The 17,718-nt window shown below is 70.6% G+C and carries 16 protein-coding genes; 5 read left to right on the top strand and 11 right to left on the bottom strand.

What is annotated here, in order from left to right:
* Positions 1 to 19 precede the first annotated feature (19 nt).
* Positions 20 to 1,042 carry a heat-inducible transcriptional repressor HrcA gene (gene hrcA / locus Q9R27_RS03900; RefSeq protein ID WP_311251027.1) on the bottom strand — a complete coding sequence of 341 codons (1,023 nt, stop codon included), beginning with the start codon at positions 1,040 to 1,042 and terminating at the stop codon, positions 20 to 22.
* 166 nt (positions 1,043 to 1,208) lie between these two features.
* Between hrcA and Q9R27_RS03895 the strand changes: the two genes are divergently transcribed.
* The 3 genes from Q9R27_RS03895 (at position 1,209) to Q9R27_RS03885 (ending at position 3,705) form a co-directional block, all read left to right on the top strand.
* On the top strand, positions 1,209 to 1,898 hold the full coding sequence (locus tag Q9R27_RS03895) for a hypothetical protein (RefSeq protein WP_311251026.1): 690 nt from the start codon (positions 1,209 to 1,211) through the stop codon (positions 1,896 to 1,898).
* A gap of 84 nt (positions 1,899 to 1,982) precedes the next feature.
* Entirely contained in the window at positions 1,983 to 2,834 is an 852-nt protein-coding gene (locus tag Q9R27_RS03890) for an MBL fold metallo-hydrolase (RefSeq protein WP_311251025.1), read from the top strand.
* 19 nt (positions 2,835 to 2,853) lie between these two features.
* The gene (locus tag Q9R27_RS03885) at positions 2,854 to 3,705 is read left to right on the top strand and encodes a DUF3097 domain-containing protein (protein WP_311251024.1); all 852 of its coding nucleotides are present in this window, start codon (positions 2,854 to 2,856) and stop codon (positions 3,703 to 3,705) included.
* Between the two features lie 28 nt (positions 3,706 to 3,733).
* On the opposite strand, the gene hemW is transcribed toward Q9R27_RS03885, so the two are convergent.
* The 6 genes from hemW to Q9R27_RS03855 form a co-directional block, all read right to left on the bottom strand.
* Complete coding sequence (hemW, locus tag Q9R27_RS03880) at positions 3,734 to 4,942, bottom strand: radical SAM family heme chaperone HemW (RefSeq protein ID WP_311251023.1); 1,209 nt, start codon at positions 4,940 to 4,942, stop codon at positions 3,734 to 3,736.
* Positions 4,943 to 4,984: 42 nt separating this feature from the next.
* Complete coding sequence (locus tag Q9R27_RS03875) at positions 4,985 to 6,802, bottom strand: AMP-dependent synthetase/ligase (RefSeq protein ID WP_311251022.1); 1,818 nt, start codon at positions 6,800 to 6,802, stop codon at positions 4,985 to 4,987.
* 71 nt (positions 6,803 to 6,873) lie between these two features.
* Complete coding sequence (locus Q9R27_RS03870) at positions 6,874 to 7,509, bottom strand: MOSC domain-containing protein (protein ID WP_311251021.1); 636 nt, start codon at positions 7,507 to 7,509, stop codon at positions 6,874 to 6,876.
* Entirely contained in the window at positions 7,506 to 8,387 is an 882-nt protein-coding gene (locus Q9R27_RS03865; protein ID WP_311251020.1) for an alpha/beta hydrolase fold domain-containing protein, read from the bottom strand. The genes Q9R27_RS03870 and Q9R27_RS03865 overlap by 4 nt, the downstream gene beginning before the upstream one ends.
* Positions 8,384 to 10,306: a translation elongation factor 4 gene (gene lepA, locus Q9R27_RS03860; protein ID WP_397219641.1), complete on the bottom strand. Its 1,923-nt coding sequence runs from the start codon at positions 10,304 to 10,306 to the stop codon at positions 8,384 to 8,386. The genes Q9R27_RS03865 and lepA overlap by 4 nt, the downstream gene beginning before the upstream one ends.
* Before the next feature lie 55 nt (positions 10,307 to 10,361).
* Positions 10,362 to 10,889: a GNAT family N-acetyltransferase gene (locus tag Q9R27_RS03855; protein WP_311251018.1), complete on the bottom strand. Its 528-nt coding sequence runs from the start codon at positions 10,887 to 10,889 to the stop codon at positions 10,362 to 10,364.
* Positions 10,890 to 10,951: 62 nt separating this feature from the next.
* On the opposite strand from Q9R27_RS03855, the gene Q9R27_RS03850 reads away from it, so the two are divergent.
* Together Q9R27_RS03850 and rpsT are read left to right on the top strand one after the other, a co-directional pair.
* Complete coding sequence (locus Q9R27_RS03850) at positions 10,952 to 11,890, top strand: hypothetical protein (RefSeq protein WP_311251017.1); 939 nt, start codon at positions 10,952 to 10,954, stop codon at positions 11,888 to 11,890.
* Positions 11,891 to 12,032: 142 nt separating this feature from the next.
* On the top strand, positions 12,033 to 12,293 hold the full coding sequence (rpsT, locus tag Q9R27_RS03845) for a 30S ribosomal protein S20 (protein WP_311251016.1): 261 nt from the start codon (positions 12,033 to 12,035) through the stop codon (positions 12,291 to 12,293).
* Between the two features lie 60 nt (positions 12,294 to 12,353).
* On the opposite strand, the gene holA is transcribed toward rpsT, so the two are convergent.
* The 4 genes from holA to Q9R27_RS03825 form a co-directional block, all read right to left on the bottom strand.
* On the bottom strand, positions 12,354 to 13,337 hold the full coding sequence (gene holA / locus Q9R27_RS03840; protein WP_311251015.1) for a DNA polymerase III subunit delta: 984 nt from the start codon (positions 13,335 to 13,337) through the stop codon (positions 12,354 to 12,356).
* A 55-nt stretch (positions 13,338 to 13,392) separates the two neighbouring features.
* Positions 13,393 to 15,702, bottom strand: a complete 2,310-nt coding sequence (locus tag Q9R27_RS03835; RefSeq protein ID WP_311251014.1) for a ComEC/Rec2 family competence protein — start codon at positions 15,700 to 15,702, stop codon at positions 13,393 to 13,395.
* Positions 15,702 to 16,646 carry a ComEA family DNA-binding protein gene (locus Q9R27_RS03830; RefSeq protein WP_311251013.1) on the bottom strand — a complete coding sequence of 315 codons (945 nt, stop codon included), beginning with the start codon at positions 16,644 to 16,646 and terminating at the stop codon, positions 15,702 to 15,704. Before Q9R27_RS03830 ends, Q9R27_RS03835 begins: the two co-directional genes overlap by 1 nt.
* Positions 16,647 to 16,746: 100 nt before the next feature.
* Positions 16,747 to 17,700 (bottom strand): DegV family protein, encoded by a 954-nt coding sequence (locus tag Q9R27_RS03825; protein WP_311251012.1) that lies wholly within the window; start codon positions 17,698 to 17,700, stop codon positions 16,747 to 16,749.
* Positions 17,701 to 17,718 lie beyond the last annotated feature (18 nt).

Here is a 17,718-nt window from a genome sequence, read left to right as displayed (position 1 = left end):
TTCTCGTTGCTGGTGTGGTTCACGCTTCGTCGAGGATCCGTGACATGTAGCGGGCCACGGCCCGCACGGTCGTCATCGTCCCCGGATAGTCCATGCGGGTCGGGCCGACGATGCCGAGGGAGGCCACCGCCTGGTCCTCGGGACCGTAGCCGGTCGCCACGACGCTGGTGCCGGCCAGTTCCTGGTAGGGGCCCTCGTGACCGATCCGCACGGTCAGGGCACCCGCGGCGCCGGTCTCGCCGAGGAGCTTGAGCAGCACCACGTGCTCCTCGAGCGCCTCGAGCAGTGGCCGGAGGGTGGTGTCGAACCCCTCGCCGAACCGGGCCAGGTTGGAGGTGCCGCCGACCAGGATCCGCTCGTCCGAGCGGTGGTCGCTCATCGCCTCGGCCAGGGTGGCGCAGACCAGTTCCGCGGCCGGCCGCACGGTCGGCTCGACCGCTTCCGGTACGCCGTCGAGTGCCATGACCGCCTCCGCGATGATCTCGCCGGTGATGGCCAGGTTCACCGCGCTGCGCAGCACTGCCAGTGACTCATCGTCGAGTTCGTCGGCCAGATCCGCCAGTCGTTGCTCGACACGCCCGGTGGAGAGGATGAGCACGATCAGCAGCCTGGTCGGGGCCAGGGCCACCAACTCGACGTGGCGCACGGTGCTGCGGCTCAGTGTCGGGTATTGCACGACGGCGACCTGGCGGGTCAGCTGGGCGAGCAGGCGCACGCTGCGCTGGACCACGTCGTCGAGGTCGACCGAGCCCTCCAGGAAGTTGGCGATGGCGCGCTGCTCGGGTGCGCTCATCGGCTTGAGCGTGGTGAGCTTGTCGACGAAGAGGCGGTAGCCCTTGTCAGTGGGCACCCGGCCGGCACTGGTGTGCGGCTGGTGGATCAGCCCCTCGTCCTCGAGGGCGGCCATGTCGTTGCGAACCGTGGCCGGCGAGACGCCGAGCTGGTGGCGCTCGACCAGTGCCTTGGACCCGACCGGCTCCTCGGTGGAGACGTAGTCCTCGACGATCGCCCGGAGCACGGCGAGGCGACGATCTTCCATCATCTGCAGCACTCCTGTCTGGTCCGGTCCGTTCCTGCGCCATCCGTCTGGCACTCATCAACTTCGAGTGCCAATCCTACTCGCCCGTCGGCAAAATGGCGGACCACCGTTGCCGATCACGCTGAAGTGAGGTTAGGCTCACCTTAGTCATCACGAAGGAGATCCCTACATGCCGATCACCCAACCCTCGCACGACCCTGCAGCCCTGGCCGGCCACGCCCGCAGCATCCTGGCCGCCCCCTCGGCGGTGGACCTGGTCGTCGAGGGCGCGGCGTACGACCTCTCCGAGGGCGTCACCGTCCAGGACGACTGCGGCATCCCGACCTTCCTGGCCCCCATCGACAGCGTCCTGGACCGCGCCGCGTCCCAGGCCAGCAACGCCCTGCTGCGGATCTCCAGCGACCTGGCGCCGGGCGACGAGTCGGTGATCCTGGCCGGGCGGCTGCGCCTGGCCGGCGGATGTGCCCACCAGCAGGTGGTCCGGGTGATCACCCTGGAGATCGGCCTGGTCACCTTGGTCTCCACCAGCAACGGCGCCGAGCGCCACACCACGGTGCCGACCCGCGAGTTCCGCAGCCCCGCCCACCGGCTCAACGCCGGCTACCTGCGCGGCACGATGGCGCATGCCAACGAGTGCCACCAGGACGAACTGCGCCAGGCGGTCGCGATGGCGACCGGGCAGCGGGTCGGCAACGTGTTGGGCGTCGCCGTGCACGACCTCACCCCGAGTGGCCTGCGCCTCTCCTGGCTCGAGCCCGAGGGCGGCCACATGAGCAGGATCGACTTCCCCCGCCCGGCCCGCGACCCCGAGGAACTCGCCGCCCTGCTCAGCTCCCATCTGCACTCCGGCATCTGCTGACCCACGAACGCTCACTCGTTGCGTCGCGAACGCTCAATCGTTGATGCGCGAAAGCTCAATCGTTGCGGTGGCTACCCTGAACCTGTGCCCTCCTCCCCTGCCTTGCCGCGCGAAGTCGCCGACCGCATCTGGGTGATCCGCCACCCGTGGTTCGACGTGAACACCACGGTGATCGGCGGCCAGCACGGCGTGGTCGTGGTGGACACCACGGCCTCCAGCCGGGAGATGACCCGCACCCTGGCCGCCATCGAGCGCCTCGGCGCCGGCCCGGTGATCGCCGCGGTCAACACCCACGCGCACTTCGACCACGTCCTGGGCAACGCCGCCCTGGGCGCGGTCCCGATCCATGCCCACGAGGCCACCGCGGAGGCGCTGGTCGCCTTCGGCGCCAACCGGGCGCCGTACGACGGCAGCGAGGGCGGTGGCGAGCGGGCGGCGGAGATCGACGCATCACCGGTGGCGGTGCCCACCGATACCTTCTCCTCGGCGCGCGTGCTCGACCTCGGCGACCGCCAGGTCGAACTGCTCCATCCCGGGCGCGGCCACACCGCCGGCGACCTGGTGGTCCGCGTGCCGGACGCGGACGTGGTGGTCGCCGGTGACCTGGTCGAGGAGTCCGCTCCCCCGGCGTACGGCGATGACTGCTGGCCGATGGAATGGCCGACGTCGCTGGACCTGGTCATCGCACTGATGACCGACACCACCGTCGTCATCCCCGGGCACGGCGCAGTGGTCGGCCTCGACTTCGTGCACGAGCAACGGGCCGGGATCGGCATCGTCGCCGAGACCATCCGCGACCTGGCCGGGCGCGGCGTACCGGCCTCGCAGGCCCTGGCGCAGGGTGAGTGGCCCTGGCCACAGGACCGCCTGGAGCACGCCGTACGCCGTGGCTATCACCAGTTGCCCCGCGCGTCGAAGCGCCTCCCGCTGATCTGAACGAACTAGCCTCGGTCGGGTGACTTCCCCGCGCGATCGCTATGGCTCCGACGTACTCTCCACCGACTGGCGTGCCCCCAGAAACGGCCGTGCCGTGGAAGTCGAGGCCGACCTGGGCATGGTGCTCGAGGAGATCACCACCGACTGGTGCGGCGAAGTGGTCGCCGTCGACCGCGACATCGACACGGTGACCCTGGAGGACCGCTGCCGGAAGCGGCGTACGTTCCCGCTCGGGCCCGGCTTCCTGCTCGAGGGCAAGCCGGTGATCCTGACCCGCCCGACCCGGCTCAAGGCGCCCGCGAAGCCGACCCGGACCGCGTCGGGCTCGATCGCGGTCCATGACGCCAGGGCGCGAGTGGCGCGGGCCAGCCGGATCTTCGTCGAGGGCCGCCACGATGCCGAACTGGTCGAGAAGGTCTGGGGCGACGACCTGCGGATCGAGGGCGTCGTGGTGGAGTACCTCGGCGGCGTCGACGACCTCTCCGACCACCTGCGCGACTTCAAGCCGGGACCGGACCGGAAGGTCGGCGTCCTGGTCGATCACCTGGTCAAGGGGTCCAAGGAGAGCCGGATCGCCAGTTCGATCGCGCACTCACCGGTCGGCAAGCACGTGCTGATCGTGGGCCACCCGTTCATCGACATCTGGGCCGCGGTCAAGCCGCAGCGGCTCGGCTTCGAGCGGTGGCCGGACGTGCCGCGCACCATCGAGTGGAAGTACGGCGTGTGCCAGCAACTCGGCTGGCCGCACCGCAACCAGACCGACATCGCCCGGGCCTGGAAGCACATCCTCGGCGGCGTACGCGGATTCCAGGACCTGGATCCGGCGCTGCTCGGCCGGGTCGAGGAACTGATCGACTTCGTCACCACCTGAGGTCCCGGCCGACGCCACCGGCCGCCGCTCAGACCAGGTCGCGGACCACCGCATCGGCCAGCAGGCGCCCCTCGGTGGTCAGCACCAACCGGTCACCCGCCACGGTGACCAGGTCGCGTGCCACCAGGTCGGCCACCGCACCCCGGCCCACCTCGTCGAGCACGTCGAGCGCCAGGCCATCGGCCAGGCGCACCTCGAGCAGCACCCGCTCCACCCGCCGGGTCTCCTCGTCGAGCACCTCACGCGCCAGCGCCGGGCTCACCCCGCCGGCGAGCCGTTGCGCGTACGCCGCCGGATGCTTCACGTTCCACCAACGCACCCCGCCCACGTGCGAATGCGCACCCGGGCCGACACCCCACCAGTCATCGCCGGACCAGTAGAGCATGTTGTGCTCGCAGCGCTGGCCCCGTTCGGTGGCCCAGTTGGAGACCTCGTACCAGCCCAGGCCGGCCGCCTGCAGGGCCGCATCGGCGACGAGGTACTTGTCGGCCAGGTCGTCGTCATCGGTCATCGGCACCTCGCCACGACGCACCCGCCGAGCCAGCGCGGTGCCCTCCTCGACGATCAGGGAGTACGCCGAGACGTGGTCGGGTCCACAGGCCAGCACCGCAGCCAGGGAGGCCTGCCAGTCGGCCATCGACTCCCCCGGCGTGCCATAGATCAGGTCCAGGCTCACCTGCTCGAAGCCCGCCTGGCGGGCCCACTGCACCACCGTCGGCACCCGACGCGGGTCATGGGTGCGCTCAAGCACCTCCAGCACGTGCGGCAGGTGCGACTGCATGCCGAAGGAGAGGCGGGTGAAGCCGCCCTCACGCAGGCGCTCCAGGTCGGCCAGGTCCACGCTGTCCGGGTTCGCCTCGGTGGTCACCTCGACGTCATCGACCAGCCCGAACTCGTCGCGGATCGCGCCCAGGATGGCGACCAGGTCGGCCGGCGGCAGGAGCGTCGGCGTACCTCCGCCGAAGAAGACCGTCTCCACCGGCCGGTCCAGGTCGCCCAGCACGCGGCGGGCCATCCGGACCTCGGCGATCGCGGTCTCGGCGTACGTCGCCCGGCTGGCGCCCTCGCCCAGCTCGGCTGCGGTGTAGGTGTTGAAGTCGCAGTAGCCACAGCGCACCGTGCAGAACGGCACGTGGACATAGAAGCCGAACCGGCGCCGCTCAGCACCGTCGAAGGCGGTGTCCGGCAGCGAACCGTCGGCAGGGGCCGGGTCGCCGGGCGGCAGGGCAGGAGGCATGGTGCCATCCTCCCAGCCGCCCGGCGGCTGTCCCGGAGGGGATCAGGCGTAGAGCGCGTCGATGACGTCCTGGTGCTTCGACTCCACGACCTTCCGCTTCACCTTGAGCGATGGGGTCAACTCACCGGTCTCGACGCTGAGGTCGTTGTCCAGGATGGCGTGCTTCTTGATCGTCTCCCAACGATTCAGGCGACCGTTGAGCTCCTCGACGTAGCCGGCGATCAGGTCCTTCATCCCCTGGCTCTGCACGATCTCGGTGTAGGACTTGCCCGCCATGCCGTTGGCCTCGCCCCACCCGGCGACCTGGTCCGGATCGAGGGTGATCAGCGCGACGCAGTAGTTGCGCTCGTTGCCGACGACCAGGAACTGGCTGGCGTAGGGGCAGACCGCCTTGAACTGCGACTCGATCGCCGAGGGTGCGATGTACTTGCCGCCAGAGGTCTTGAACAGGTCCTTCTTGCGGTCGGTGATCCGCAGGTAGCCCTCGGCGTCGAGTTCACCGATGTCACCGGTGTGCAGCCAGCCGTCGACCAGCGTCTCGGCGGTCTGCTCGGGCAAGTTGTGGTAGCCCTCCATCACGTGCGGGCCGCGGACCAGGACCTCGCCGTCCTCGGCGATCTTGATCTCGGTGCCCGGGAAGGGGGTGCCCACGGTGCCGATCTTGTTGGCGTCCGGGTGGCCGACGGCAGCACCGGCGGCGTTCTCGGTCATCCCGTAGCCCTCGAGGATCAGGATGCCGGCGGCGTGGAACCACTCGGCGACCTCGCGGTTCAGCGCGGCCGAGCCGGAGATGAAGAAGCGGACCCGACCACCGAAGCGCTCGCGGACCTTGCTGAAGACCAACTTGTCGAAGAGGCCGTGCTGCAGATTGAGCAGGAACGGGATCGACTTGCCCTCGGCCTTGCGCCGGTCGACCTCGAGGCCGACCGCGAACGCCTTGTTGAACAGCTTCTCCTTCAGGCCGCCCTCGGCCTCCTGCATGGTCACGATGCGGCCGTAGGCCTTCTCGAAGATGCGCGGTGCCGCGCCCATGAAGGTCGGCTTCACCACCGCCAGGTTGTCGATGATCTTGTCGATCCGGCCATCGATGGCGGTGGCGAACCCGCAGGCCATCTGCGCCGAGAGCAGCACCTTTCCGAAGGAGTGCGCCATCGGCAGCCACAGGAAGTTCAGGTCGGACTCGTCGAGGATGCCCTGGCTGGCGATCGCCTCGCCCTCGAAGACCCACGCCCGGTGCTGGAGCCGGACGCCCTTGGGCTTGCCCGTGGTGCCGGAGGTGTAGATCAGGGTGGCCAGCTGGTCGGGGCGGATCGCCTCGGCGTGCTCGACGACGGCGTCGGCATTCTCGGCCAGGTAGGCCTCGCCCAGCGCCTCCAGGTCGGCCAGGGAGATCACCCAGTCGCCGTCGGCGGCGCCGTCGAAGGTGACCACCTTGGTCAGGTGCGGGAGTTCGTTCTTGTGCTCGACGAGCTTCGCGATCTGGGAGTCGTCCTCGGCGAAGACCACCCGCGACTCGGAGTCGCCCAGGATGTACGCCGTGTCCTCGGCGTTGGTGCTCGGGTAGACCGTCGTGGTGGCCGCACCCGAGAGGGTGACGGCCAGGTCGGCCAGGATCCACTCATAACGGGTGGTGGAGGCGATCCCGACGCGCTGCTCGGGCTCGATGCCGAGCGACATCAGGCCGGCGGCCAGGTTGCTGGCCCGCTTCCCGGCCTCGGTCCAGGTGACCGACTCCCAGTCATCGCCCACCGGATAGCGGAAGGCTTCGTGCGGGCCGGACTTCTTGACGCGGTCGAGGAACTGGACCGCGACGTTCTTGGGCATCGTCTCGATGAAGGAAGCGTCGTGATTGATCGGCATGACACGTAACCTAGATCACTATTACCCGCAGGTACACGGCATCTCACCAGAGTTGGCAGGATTTGGGGGATTCACCCCATGATTCGGGCCCTCACGGACTCCGCCAGGCCCTCGATGGCGAGCAGGTCGGGGGCCAGGTGCTGCTCGGTGGTCAGTGCCCGGAACATGTGCGACACGGTGACCCCATGCTCCGGGCGGTGCTCGACGACGATCTCGTCGCCGGCCCGCATCCGGCCCTCCTCCAGGACCCGCAGATAGGGCCCGGGGCGCTGGTCGGCGGTGAACCGCCTGACCCAGGCGGTGTCGTCATAGCCGCCCAGCCCCATCCAGTTCTTGAAGACGTTGCACGGGATCCGCACCTTGGCGATCTCGAGCAGCACCTCCCCGATCCGCCACCGCTCCCCCACCAGGGCCTCGTTGACGTCGATGCCGACCGTGGTCAGGTTCTCCCCGAACGCGCCGTTGCGGATCGGGGCACCGAGTTCGCGCTCCCAGCGGTCCAGGTCCTCGCGGGCGAACGCATAGACCGCCATGTCAGCGCCGCCGTGATGGACGGTGTCGGCGACCTGGTCACCGACGATGCCCAGGCGACGTACGACGACGGGATCGGTGACCGCACGCTTGTCGATTGCGGTGCGCTTCAACTTGCCGGCCCACTCCTCGTCGCGGGGCAGGCCCACGCTGATCTGGAGCACCGAGGCGTTCATCGGGCGCCTGCGGCCAACGTGGAGAGCAGGGATGCGCGCGCTGCCCGCCCCTCGGGTGTGGGCAGCATCGGGTGCACGTGTGGCGAGCCCGGCGACTCGACGAGCTCGGCGGCCCCTCCCGCGGCATGCACCCGCTCGACGAGGAGGCGACAGTCGGGCAGGGTGATGTCGCGGGTGCCGACGTGAACCGTGATCGGCGGCAGACCGGCCAGGTCACCGCGCACCGGGCTGACCCGCGGGTCGTCGACGGGCACGTCGCCGGCGACCGCGGCCGCGATCGGGCGCATCGCCGGCCGGGCCAGCCACGGGTCGATCGCCTCGACCGCGTCGATCCCGGGATTGTCCATGGCCAGGTCGAGCCAGGGCGCCATCACCACGACCGACTCCACCGGCGAGGTGCCGCGATCACGCAACCGCTGGGCGAGCAGCAGGGCCAGGCCGCCGCCCGCCGAGTCGCCGGCCACCCGGATCTTCGTTGCGGGAAGGGTGTCGACCACCTCCAGCAGGAAGTCGAGCATCTGCGGCAGCGTCGCCGACGGCGCCAGCGGATAGATCGGGACCTCCACCGCGCACCCGGTGGCATCGGCAATGTCGGCGATCAGGTCCCAATGTTGCTTGATGACCTGGTTGATGTAGGAGCCGCCGTGCAGGTAGAGGACGATCGCGTCGCTGCGGATCCCGGCAGCCGGCTCCACCGTGTGTACGTCGTGGCCCGCGACGCGGCGCGAGGTGACCGGGTGACGGCGCAGCAGCCGTCGTGGCGGCGTACCGGGGCCCTGGGCATGGGCGAGCATCTGCTCGCCCTTCTCCGCAGTGGTGAACGCGGGGCGCATGGCAACCCGGAAGAAGCCACAGACGACCCGGTTCTGCCAGCTCACTTCTTGCCGGCTCCCTCGGTGGGCTGGGTAGTGGACAGCGCTGCGACGAAGGCCTCCTGGGGCACCTCGACCCGGCCGACCATCTTCATCCGCTTCTTGCCCTCCTTCTGCTTCTCGAGCAGCTTCCGCTTGCGGGAGATGTCGCCGCCGTAGCACTTGGCGAGCACGTCCTTGCGGATCGCGCGGATGGTCTCGCGGGCGATCACCCGGGCGCCGATGGCTGCCTGGATCGGCACCTCGAACTGCTGGCGCGGGATCAGGTCCTTCAGCTTGCCGGCCATCATCAGGCCATAGGAGTACGCCGCATCCCGGTGCACGATCGCGGAGAAGGCGTCCACCGGCTCGCCCTGCAGCAGGATGTCGACCTTGACCAGGTCAGCGGCCTGGTCGCCGGTCCGCTCGTAGTCGAGCGAGGCATAGCCCTTGGTCCGCGACTTGAGCTGGTCGAAGAAGTCGAAGACGATCTCGCCCATCGGCAGGGTGTAGCGCATCTCGACCCGGTCCTCGGAGAGGTAGTCCATCCCCTGCAGGTTGCCCCGCTTGGCTTGGCACAACTCCATGATCGCGCCGATGTAGTCGGACGGGGAGAGGATCGTGGCGCGCACCACCGGCTCGCGGACCTCGGCGATCTTCCCCTCGGGGAACTCGCTGGGGTTGGTCACCTCGTGCTCGCTGCCGTCCTCCATCTTCACCTCGTAGACCACGTTGGGTGCGGTCGAGATCAGGTCGAGGTTGAACTCGCGCTCCAGCCGGTCGCGGGTGATCTCCATGTGCAGCAGGCCGAGGAAGCCGCACCTGAAGCCGAAGCCCAGTGCGCCGGAGGTCTCCGGCTCATAGGTGAGCGCGGCGTCGTTGAGCTGCAGCTTCTCCAGCGCCTCGCGGAGGTCGCCGAACTGGTCGCCGTCGATCGGGTAGAGCCCGGCATAGACCATCGGGTTGGGGTGCTTGTAGCCACCGAGCGACTCGGTGGCGCCGTGGTTCTGGGTGGTCACCGTGTCGCCGACCCGGGACTGGCGCACGTCCTTCACGCCGGTGATCAGGTAGCCCACCTCGCCGACGCCGATCTTGCCGGCCTTGACCTGCTCCGGGCTGATCACGCCGAGCTCGAGCATCTCGTGAGTGGCGCCGGTGGACATCATCTTGATCCGGTCGCGGTGGGTGAGCTCGCCGTCGACGACCCGGACATAGGTGACCACGCCGCGGTAGGTGTCATAGACGGAGTCGAAGATCAACGCACGGGCCGGCTTCTCCGCCTCACCGACCGGGGCCGGGGTCTGCCGGACGATCTCGTCGAGCAGCGCCGCGACGCCGAGCCCGGTCTTGGCGCTGACCTGGAGCACGTCGGACGGCTCGCAGCCGACCAGCCCGGCGAGCTCGGCGGCGTACTTCTCGGGGTTGGCGCTGGGCAGGTCGATCTTGTTGAGCACCGGGATGATGTGCAGGTCCGCACCCATCGCCAGGTAGAGGTTGGCCAGCGTCTGCGCCTCAATGCCCTGGGCGGCGTCGACCAGCAGGATCGCTGCCTCGCAGGCCTCCAGGGAGCGGGAGACCTCGTAGGTGAAGTCGACGTGCCCGGGGGTGTCGATCATGTTCAGCACGTAGGTGCCGGCGTCGAGGTCGTCGTGGGCGTCGGCAGACTCCGCGCTCACCGTCCACGGCATCCGCACGGCCTGGGACTTGATGGTGATGCCGCGCTCGCGCTCGATGTCCATCCGGTCCAGGTATTGCGCGCGGGCGGCGCGCTCGTCGACGACGCCGGTGAGCTGCAGCATCCGGTCGGCCAAGGTCGACTTGCCGTGGTCGATGTGCGCGATGATGCAGAAGTTGCGGATGATCGCGGGATCGGTGTGCCCGGGCTGCGGGGCATTCTTGAGGCTCACGTGGCCCTTTCGGACAGTTCGGCACAAGCGGACGTGCATGGATCGGGTTCCGGGCATTCTCCCATGCACCCGCCCCAGCACCGAACCGGTGCACTCACCCGGACGGCACCCAGTAGCGCCGCTTGTATCCGCGGATGTCCTCGAGCACTCCCCCGCACGCCTCGATCACCTTGATCGAGCCGGTGTTGTCGTCGTCGCAGGTGACCAGGGCCGGGTCGATCCCGAGCCCGGCGGCCACCGGGAGTACGTCGCGCAGCATCGTGGTGGCGTGTCCCTGGCGCCGTGCCGAGGGGCGTACGTCGTACCCGATGTGGCCACCGACGTCGGCCAGGAAGGCATTCAGTTCGTGGCGCACCGCGATCCGGCCCAGGTAGGTCTCCCCCTCGACCAGCCACCGGGTGGTGGTGAGCACCCAGCCGGGTGGCAGCACCGCAGGGTTGGTCGCCTCGGCGTTGATCCGCTCGGTGAAGGCGACGAAGCCGTCCGGCGTGCGCCAGGTGTCGCCGTGTGACTGGATCCAGGTCGTGGTCTGGGTGCCCTTGGCCCCCTCGGCGGCGAACTCCTCCATGGCCTCGAGGAAGGACGCCATCACCGTGGGCGTGGGGCGGACGAGTGCGGGCATGGGGGCAGCAGATCGCATCCGCCTGCCGTGGCGCAACCGGATACCCGGCAGAATCTGTCGCCGTGAGCCCCACCATCGACCCGCCGCCCAGCGGCCGCACCGCACGCCGCCTCGAGTGGCGCTTCCTCCCTCCGCACATCCGCGCCCTGGTCGAGCGGCACTGCGGATCGCCCGTGGTCAGCGCCGACTCCCGGGACGGCGGCTTCACCCCCGGGTTCGCCTCGGTGCTCACCTGTGCCGACGGCTCGCAGCACTTCGTCAAGGCCGCGTCGGTGAAGGCGCAGCGGATGTTCGCCCACTCCTACCGCGAGGAGGCGCGCAAACTGCGGTTCCTCGGACCGCTCGTCCCGGCTCCGCGCCTGCTCTGGTCGCACGACGACGAGTGGGTGGTGCTCGGCTTCGAGTACGTCGCCGGCTCGCTGCCGCGACGCCCGTGGCGCAGCGACGAACTGGACCTGCTCCTGGACGCGCTCGAGCAGGTCGCCTCGACCCCGGTGCCTGCCGGCGCGCGGCTGGACCCGATCGGCGAGGACCTGGCCGGGTTGCCGGCGTACTGGGAGACGATCCGCGAGCGCCACCCCGACCTGGTCCATGCCGAGGAAGCCGCGGCGCTGGCGGCCCGCTTCACCGAGGTGCTGGCCGGTGAGACGGTGCAGCACACCGACATCCGCGACGACAACGTCCTGGTCACCAAGGACCGGTTGTGGATCTGTGACTGGAACTGGCCGGTGCTGGCGGCGCCGTGGTTCGACACGGTCTCCGCCCTGATCGGCCCCCGCGCCGACGGCCTGGATGTGGAGGCGGTGCTTGCCTCGCGTGCATTGACCCGCGACGTACCGGCCGAGCACGTCGACGTCGTCCTGGCGCTGCTCGCGGGACACTTCCTGAAGTCCGCCGGCGACCCGGTGCCGCCCACCTCCCCGCACCTGCGCGACACCCAGCGCTGGCAGGGCGAAGTGGTGTGGGAATGGCTCACCGAGCGGCGCGGGTGGGGCAGTTGAGCGGATTTGGGGCGGATCCGGGCCGCTGATAGAGTCTCGCCTTGCATGTCTGGCGCCCTCTTCGCTGACGTGCCGCGGACCGTAGTTCCCGCCGGTCCACCATCAACTTCCATCCCGTCCCACCAACTGAAAGCGCAGCAACGTGGCGAACATCAAGTCCCAGATCAAGCGGAACCGCCAGAACGAGGCCGCCCGCGAGCGGAACAAGGCGGTCAAGACCGGCCTGAAGTCCGCGGTCCGCAAGTTCCGCGAGCTCGCCGAGGCCGGCGACAAGGACGCCGCCCTGGCCGCCGGTCGCGAGGCCAACCGCAAGCTGGACCAGGCCGCCTCCAAGGGTGTCATCCACAAGAACCAGGCCGCCAACCGCAAGTCCTCGATCTCCAAGCGCGCCGCCGCTCTCTGATCATTGCCTCCGAGGCGTCGACCCTGACGGGTCGGCGCCTCGTTTGCATTTCCGGGCGCGTCAGCGCTGGTCGCGCAGGCTGGCGACGGTGAGCACCAGCTTCTCCAGCGTGTACGCCGCATCATGTGCGGCACCCTTGATGTCGGCATCGGCCTGGGCCACCGCCCGGATCGCCGAGGCCAGGCCGGCCGGGGACCACGACCGCGACTGGTCACGCAGGGTGCGCAGCTTCCATGGCGGCACGCCGACCTCCCGGGCCAGGTCCGCATCCCGCATCCCCCGCGGCGCCGCGACATAGCGGGCCAGGCCGCGCACGCCCCCGGCGAACGCCGAGGTGATCAGCACCGGTGAGGTGCCGCCGTCCAGCGCCCAGCGGAGCTCCTCCAGGGCGCGGGCGCGGCGCCCGAAGAACGCGTTGTCGGCGACCGCGAACGACTTGGCCTCGGCCCGGCCTCCGAAGTAGCGCTTCACCTTCTCCGCGTCCAGGCCCTCGCCGGGGAAGTCGTTGACCAGCTGGTGCGCGGCCGCGGAGAGCGAACGCAGGTCCGAGCCGACCGCCTGGACCAGGAAGTCGGCGCCCTCGTCATCGATCCGGGAACCGTGGCGACGCACCTCGGCGCTGACGAAGCGCGGGAACTCCGATGCCTTCAAGGCAGCCGACTTGTGCTCGCTGACCGCAGCCACCTTGCGCAGCTTGTTCAGCACGCCGGAGCCCTTCTGGCCGCCGCTGTGGACCAGCACCAGGGCGATGTCGGGGGCGGGGTCGGCGCAGTAGTCGAGCAGCCCGGCCACCGACTCCTCGGGCAGGTTCTCCAGTTGGCGCACCACGATGCAGCGGGTGGTGGAGAAGAGGGAGGGTGCGGCGAGTTCGCCGAGCGTGGCCAGGGAGAGGTCGCCACCGGCTGCCTCGGAGAACTCGGCCTCGGCGTCGTGGGCACGCACCTGGGCGCGGGCATCCATCACCACGCGTTCGTTGAGGAACTCCTCGGGACCGGTGACCAGGGTGACCCGGCCCAACACCTCTGCTGCTCGATTGCCTGCCATCGGGCGACAGCCTGCCACATGGCACCGACACGACTGCACCGGAGGGACGCCGGGATCATCCGCGGGTCCGCACCAGGATCCCCTCCCCGGAGCGGACCACCACGACATCGCCGTCGCGGTCGGTGCGATAGGTCGCGGCGCCGGCCTCCGCGAGCGGATCCATCGTCTGCGGGGACGGGTGGCCGTAGTCGTTGTCGGCGCCGACCGAGGCGATGGCGACCCGCGGTTGCAGGGAGAGCAGGTGGTCGAGGTCCTGGTTGCGGCTGCCGTGGTGCGGCACCTTGAGCACGTCGACGACCATCCCCGGGTGCGCCCGTGCCCGGGCGGCCTGCGCCTGGGGTTCCTCGTCCCCGGTCAACAGGACGCTGACGCCCCGGACCTCGGCGAGCACCACCAGCGAGGAGTTGTTCGCGTTGCCGGTGAAGACCAGACCGGGCACCGGGCCGACCACCTGCATCCGGACCTGGCCCACCTCGATGGCCTCGCCGTACGACGGCACCCGGGCGCCGCCGTTCCCTGCCCGGGTGAGCACTTCGGCCACCGTGGTGGCCTGGGCCGGTGGGTCACGCAGCGCGCTGATGAGGACGTCGCCGACCAGTCGCCCGTCGATTGCCCCGGCGAGGCCGTCGACGTGGTCGGCATGGAAGTGGCTGAGCACGATCACCGGCAGCGCTTCGACGTCCAGGCGCGCCAGGCATCGATCCACCGCCGCCGGGTCCGGTCCGGCATCGATGAGCACCCCGTTGCCGTTCCCGGCGTTGAGCACCACCGCATCACCCTGGCCGACGTCGCACACGGCGATGACCCAGCCGCCCGGCGGCCAACCGGGGGTCGGCATCGGGACCAGGACCACGACCACCATCAGCACGCAACAGCCCACCCCGGTGGCGGGACGCGCCAGCAACGGTCCGGCGGTCACGGCGAGCACCGCGCACAGCACGGTGAGCAGGGCCAGCGGCCACAGCGACGTACCCCAGTCGATCGCCGGCAGGGTGAGCCCGCTACACGTTTCCGCGATCGCGATGATGCCCTTCGCCGCCCAGCACGCGACCCAGCCGCAGGCGCTGCCCAGCGGCGCCCAGAGCAGGCCGAGGACTCCCCCGAGCAGCCCACCGATGGTGGCCGGTGCGACCAGGGGCGCGGCGGCCAGGTTGGCGATCACCGCGACCAGGCTCACCTGCCCGGAGATCGCCGCGACGACCGGCGTACAGGCCAGTTGGGCCGCGGCCGGGATCGCGATCGCCTGCGCGACCGGCAGCGGCAACCAGCCCGACATCGCCTCGGCCCAGGCCGGTGCCAGCAACAGGATCCCGGCCGTGGCGAGCACCGAGAGCGCGAATCCCACGGTGATCGCCCACCACGGGTCCCAGACCATCAGGGCCACCACGGCCACGCCCAGGGCCCGTACGCCGCGGTCGGTGCCGTTGGCGCCCATCCCGATCAGCGCCACCGTCCCCATCGCGGCGGCGCGGACCACGCTCGGCTCGGTGCGCGCGAGCAGGATGAACCCGACGATGCCCAGCGCGCCGAGCAGGTACTGCCATCGCCCCCGTACGCCGCACCAGCGGCCCAGCACGAGCAGGCACCCGACGACCAGGGTCAGGTTGGTCCCGGAAACGGCGAGAAGGTGGGTCAGGCCGGTGGTGCGGAACTGTTCCTGGACCTCCTCCGGCATCGCCGTGTCGTCGCCGTCGACCAGGGCAGGGACCAGGGCACGCTGCGGCATCGGCTGGCCGGCGACGCCGTCGCGGATCGAGGCGCGCAACACGGCCGAGCCGCGCCACAGGAACGATGGTGGGGCGATGACCGTGGGTGGCCCCCGCGGGGTCAGCACCGCCGCCACGTCGTGGCCCTCTGCTGGGCCCAGTCGTGCCCACACGAGCAGGTCGCTGCCCAGTTCGGTCGCGTGCCAGGTGGAGTCCGCGATCACCAGCACCGGCGTGTGCACCGGATGGGCCTCCCCGTCGCCGCGCACCTCGGTGACCACGGCACGCATCACCACCGAGGTGGCGAACCGGCTGCGCGCCTGGCGTGGGTCGGAGGTGATGGTGACCCGCACCTCGACCATGCTGCGCAACGAGGCGAGTTCGGCCACCGTGCTGTCGCGCACCGAGGCGTTGCGGAAGGCCGCACTGGCACCCACGGCCAGGGCGATCACCGCCCAGACCACGATCGCCCGGCGTACGCCGGAGCGGCCCTGGCCGCGGGCCATGAAGAGGCCGAGCAGCGCCACGAACGCCAGCACGAGGGGCGCCAGGGCCGGAGCGGTGAGTCCACCGATGCCCCCGGCCCACGCGGCCAGCCCGGCCGCGGGCATCCGGAAGTCCCGGACCGGCGGGAGCGGGTCCGGCTCGAGCTCGGGCATCAGAGGGTCACCATCGGCGCCATCCGCGCCAGGGTCTTCTCCCCGATGCCGTCCACCTCCAGCAACTGGTCGACGCTGCGGAAGCCGCCGTTCGCCTCACGCCAGGAGACGATCGCCTGCGCGGTCACCGGGCCGACCCCGGGCAGCGCCTCGAGCTGTGCCGCTGCGGCCGTGTTGATGTTGACCAGCCCCTCTGCCCCGGGACCACCGCCGGGCGCTGCCGCCGCCGAGGGCGCGACGCCGGGTGGCGGCGGGACGCCGACCAGGATCTGCTCCCCGTCGACCAGCAGGCGGGCCTGGTTGAGCCCGGTCAGGTCAGCCCCCTTGGCAGGTCCCCCAGCGGCCTCGATCGCGTCCACGACCCGCGACCCGGGTGGCAGGACGACGATGCCGGGGCGGCGTACCTTGCCGGCGACGTCGACGACCAGGTCGGCGGCCGGGTCCGCTTCCGGCGCCGCACCGGAGATCGTCCCATCGGGGGCGACCGCTCCCGACGGCATCCCCGAGGCGAGGGGTGAAGCGCTCGAACTGCTCGCCACCAGCGGGGTCCCCGGGCCGTCGCGGAGCACCCACCAGGTGGTGATCGCCAGGGCGAGCGCGGCCACCACCGCCAGCACTGCGACATGGGCCGCGGTCAGGGCGACGCGGCCCCGCAGGAACGACGCGTCGACCCAGCGGGAGCGTCGCGGGGCCGCATGGCGCCCGGGAGCGCGGATCTGCGGCGGCTCGGCCGGCTCGCCCGGTTCAACCAGGTCGTCTGCTCCCCTGCCCCCGTCGTCGGCGAGCGCCATCTCCCCCTCGTCGCCGGTCCACTCCACGGCGTGCACCTGGCGCACCCGGGTGTGTTCCTCGCCCGGATCGGGTACGCCGAGTTCGGCGCTGAGCAGGGCAAGCCGGCGGGCAACCGCCTCGTTGCGCTCTGGTGAACGGCCTCGCGAAAGCATGCGCCGAAACTAGGACGCCTGCCGCGCCCGCGAAAGGACCCCTCGGCCAGCCTGTGGACAACCGCGTGGAATCCGTGCATCTTGCTGCACGGAGGCGGTCTCAGGCCGGTGCCGACTCTTCTGCGTCGCCCGGTCCGTCGGGTTCCTCGCCCTCGGATTCCCGGGCCGCTTCGAGGGAGCGCTGCTCCACGTCGACGGCCAGGGCGGGGGCGACGCAGACCGCGACCATGCCCGGTCCGACGTGCGCGCCGAGGACCGCCCCGAGCTCGGTGGTCCGCACCGGCGCGACCAGGTCCAGGCGCGCGGTGAGCCGCGTGGCCAACTGGTCGGCGCGGGCCGGACTGGCCAGGTGCGCCACGGTGACCTCGACGGGTTCATCGGCGGCGGCCTCGACGGCGAGGTCCTCCAGGCGGCCGAGTGCCTTGCCGGCGGTCCGCACCTTCTCGAACGAGTCGATCTTGCCGTCCTCGATGCGCAGCAACGGCTTCACCGCCAGGGCACCACCGAGGAGGGCAGCCAGGCCGCCGACCCGGCCGCCACGGCGCAGGTATTCGAGGGTGTCCACATAGAAGAGCGACGACGACGCCTCGGCGCGCTCCCGGGCCGCCTCGGCGGCTTCGGCTGCCGTCGCTCCATCGGCCAGTGCCTGCAACGCCGCGCGTACGGCGTACCCGGTGGCCGGGCCCACCTGGCGCGAGTCGACCGCGTACACCGGGACCGGGGCCTGGCCGGAGGCGACGTACGCCGAGTCGAAGGTCCCGCTCATCTCGCCGGAGAGGTGGATCGAGATGATCTCGGTGGCGCCTTCGGCGGCCAGCGATTCGTAGACCTCCAGCATCACCGTGTGCGAGGGGCGCGAGGTGGAGACCGGGGTGAACTCCTTGAGCGCCGCGGCCACCATCGCGGGGCTGGCGCCGTCGTCGACGCCCTCGCTGTAGGAGTTCGCGCCGATCACGACCTGGAGCGGGATCACCACCACGTCCGAGGCCTCGACCACGTCGGCGGGCAGGGACGCGGTCGAGTCGGTGACCACGACAATCCGCCCATCCGTCATGGCAGGGATCCTAGCGCC

The sequence above is a fragment of the Nocardioides sp. AE5 genome (assembly GCF_031844485.1).
Classification (GTDB): domain Bacteria; phylum Actinomycetota; class Actinomycetes; order Propionibacteriales; family Nocardioidaceae; genus Nocardioides.
This window is presented reverse-complemented; position numbering and strand designations above follow the sequence as displayed.

What these genes read in the sequence shown, in the direction of transcription:
- Q9R27_RS03870 (WP_311251021.1), bottom strand. Translation starts at nt 7,509, where the DNA reads ATGAACGCCTCGGTGCTCCAGATCAGCGTGGGCCTGCCCCGCGACGAG.
- holA (WP_311251015.1), bottom strand. Translation starts at nt 13,337, where the DNA reads ATGGCAGGCAATCGAGCAGCAGAGGTGTTGGGCCGGGTCACCCTGGTC.
- Q9R27_RS03855 (WP_311251018.1), bottom strand. Translation starts at nt 10,889, where the DNA reads ATGCCCGCACTCGTCCGCCCCACGCCCACGGTGATGGCGTCCTTCCTC.
- Q9R27_RS03835 (WP_311251014.1), bottom strand. Translation starts at nt 15,702, where the DNA reads ATGCCCGAGCTCGAGCCGGACCCGCTCCCGCCGGTCCGGGACTTCCGG.
- Q9R27_RS03895 (WP_311251026.1), top strand. Translation starts at nt 1,209, where the DNA reads ATGCCGATCACCCAACCCTCGCACGACCCTGCAGCCCTGGCCGGCCAC.
- hemW (WP_311251023.1), bottom strand. Translation starts at nt 4,942, where the DNA reads ATGCCTCCTGCCCTGCCGCCCGGCGACCCGGCCCCTGCCGACGGTTCG.
- lepA (WP_397219641.1), bottom strand. Translation starts at nt 10,306, where the DNA reads ATGCACGTCCGCTTGTGCCGAACTGTCCGAAAGGGCCACGTGAGCCTC.
- Q9R27_RS03830 (WP_311251013.1), bottom strand. Translation starts at nt 16,646, where the DNA reads ATGCTTTCGCGAGGCCGTTCACCAGAGCGCAACGAGGCGGTTGCCCGC.
- Q9R27_RS03825 (WP_311251012.1), bottom strand. Translation starts at nt 17,700, where the DNA reads ATGACGGATGGGCGGATTGTCGTGGTCACCGACTCGACCGCGTCCCTG.
- Q9R27_RS03875 (WP_311251022.1), bottom strand. Translation starts at nt 6,802, where the DNA reads ATGCCGATCAATCACGACGCTTCCTTCATCGAGACGATGCCCAAGAAC.
- hrcA (WP_311251027.1), bottom strand. Translation starts at nt 1,042, where the DNA reads ATGATGGAAGATCGTCGCCTCGCCGTGCTCCGGGCGATCGTCGAGGAC.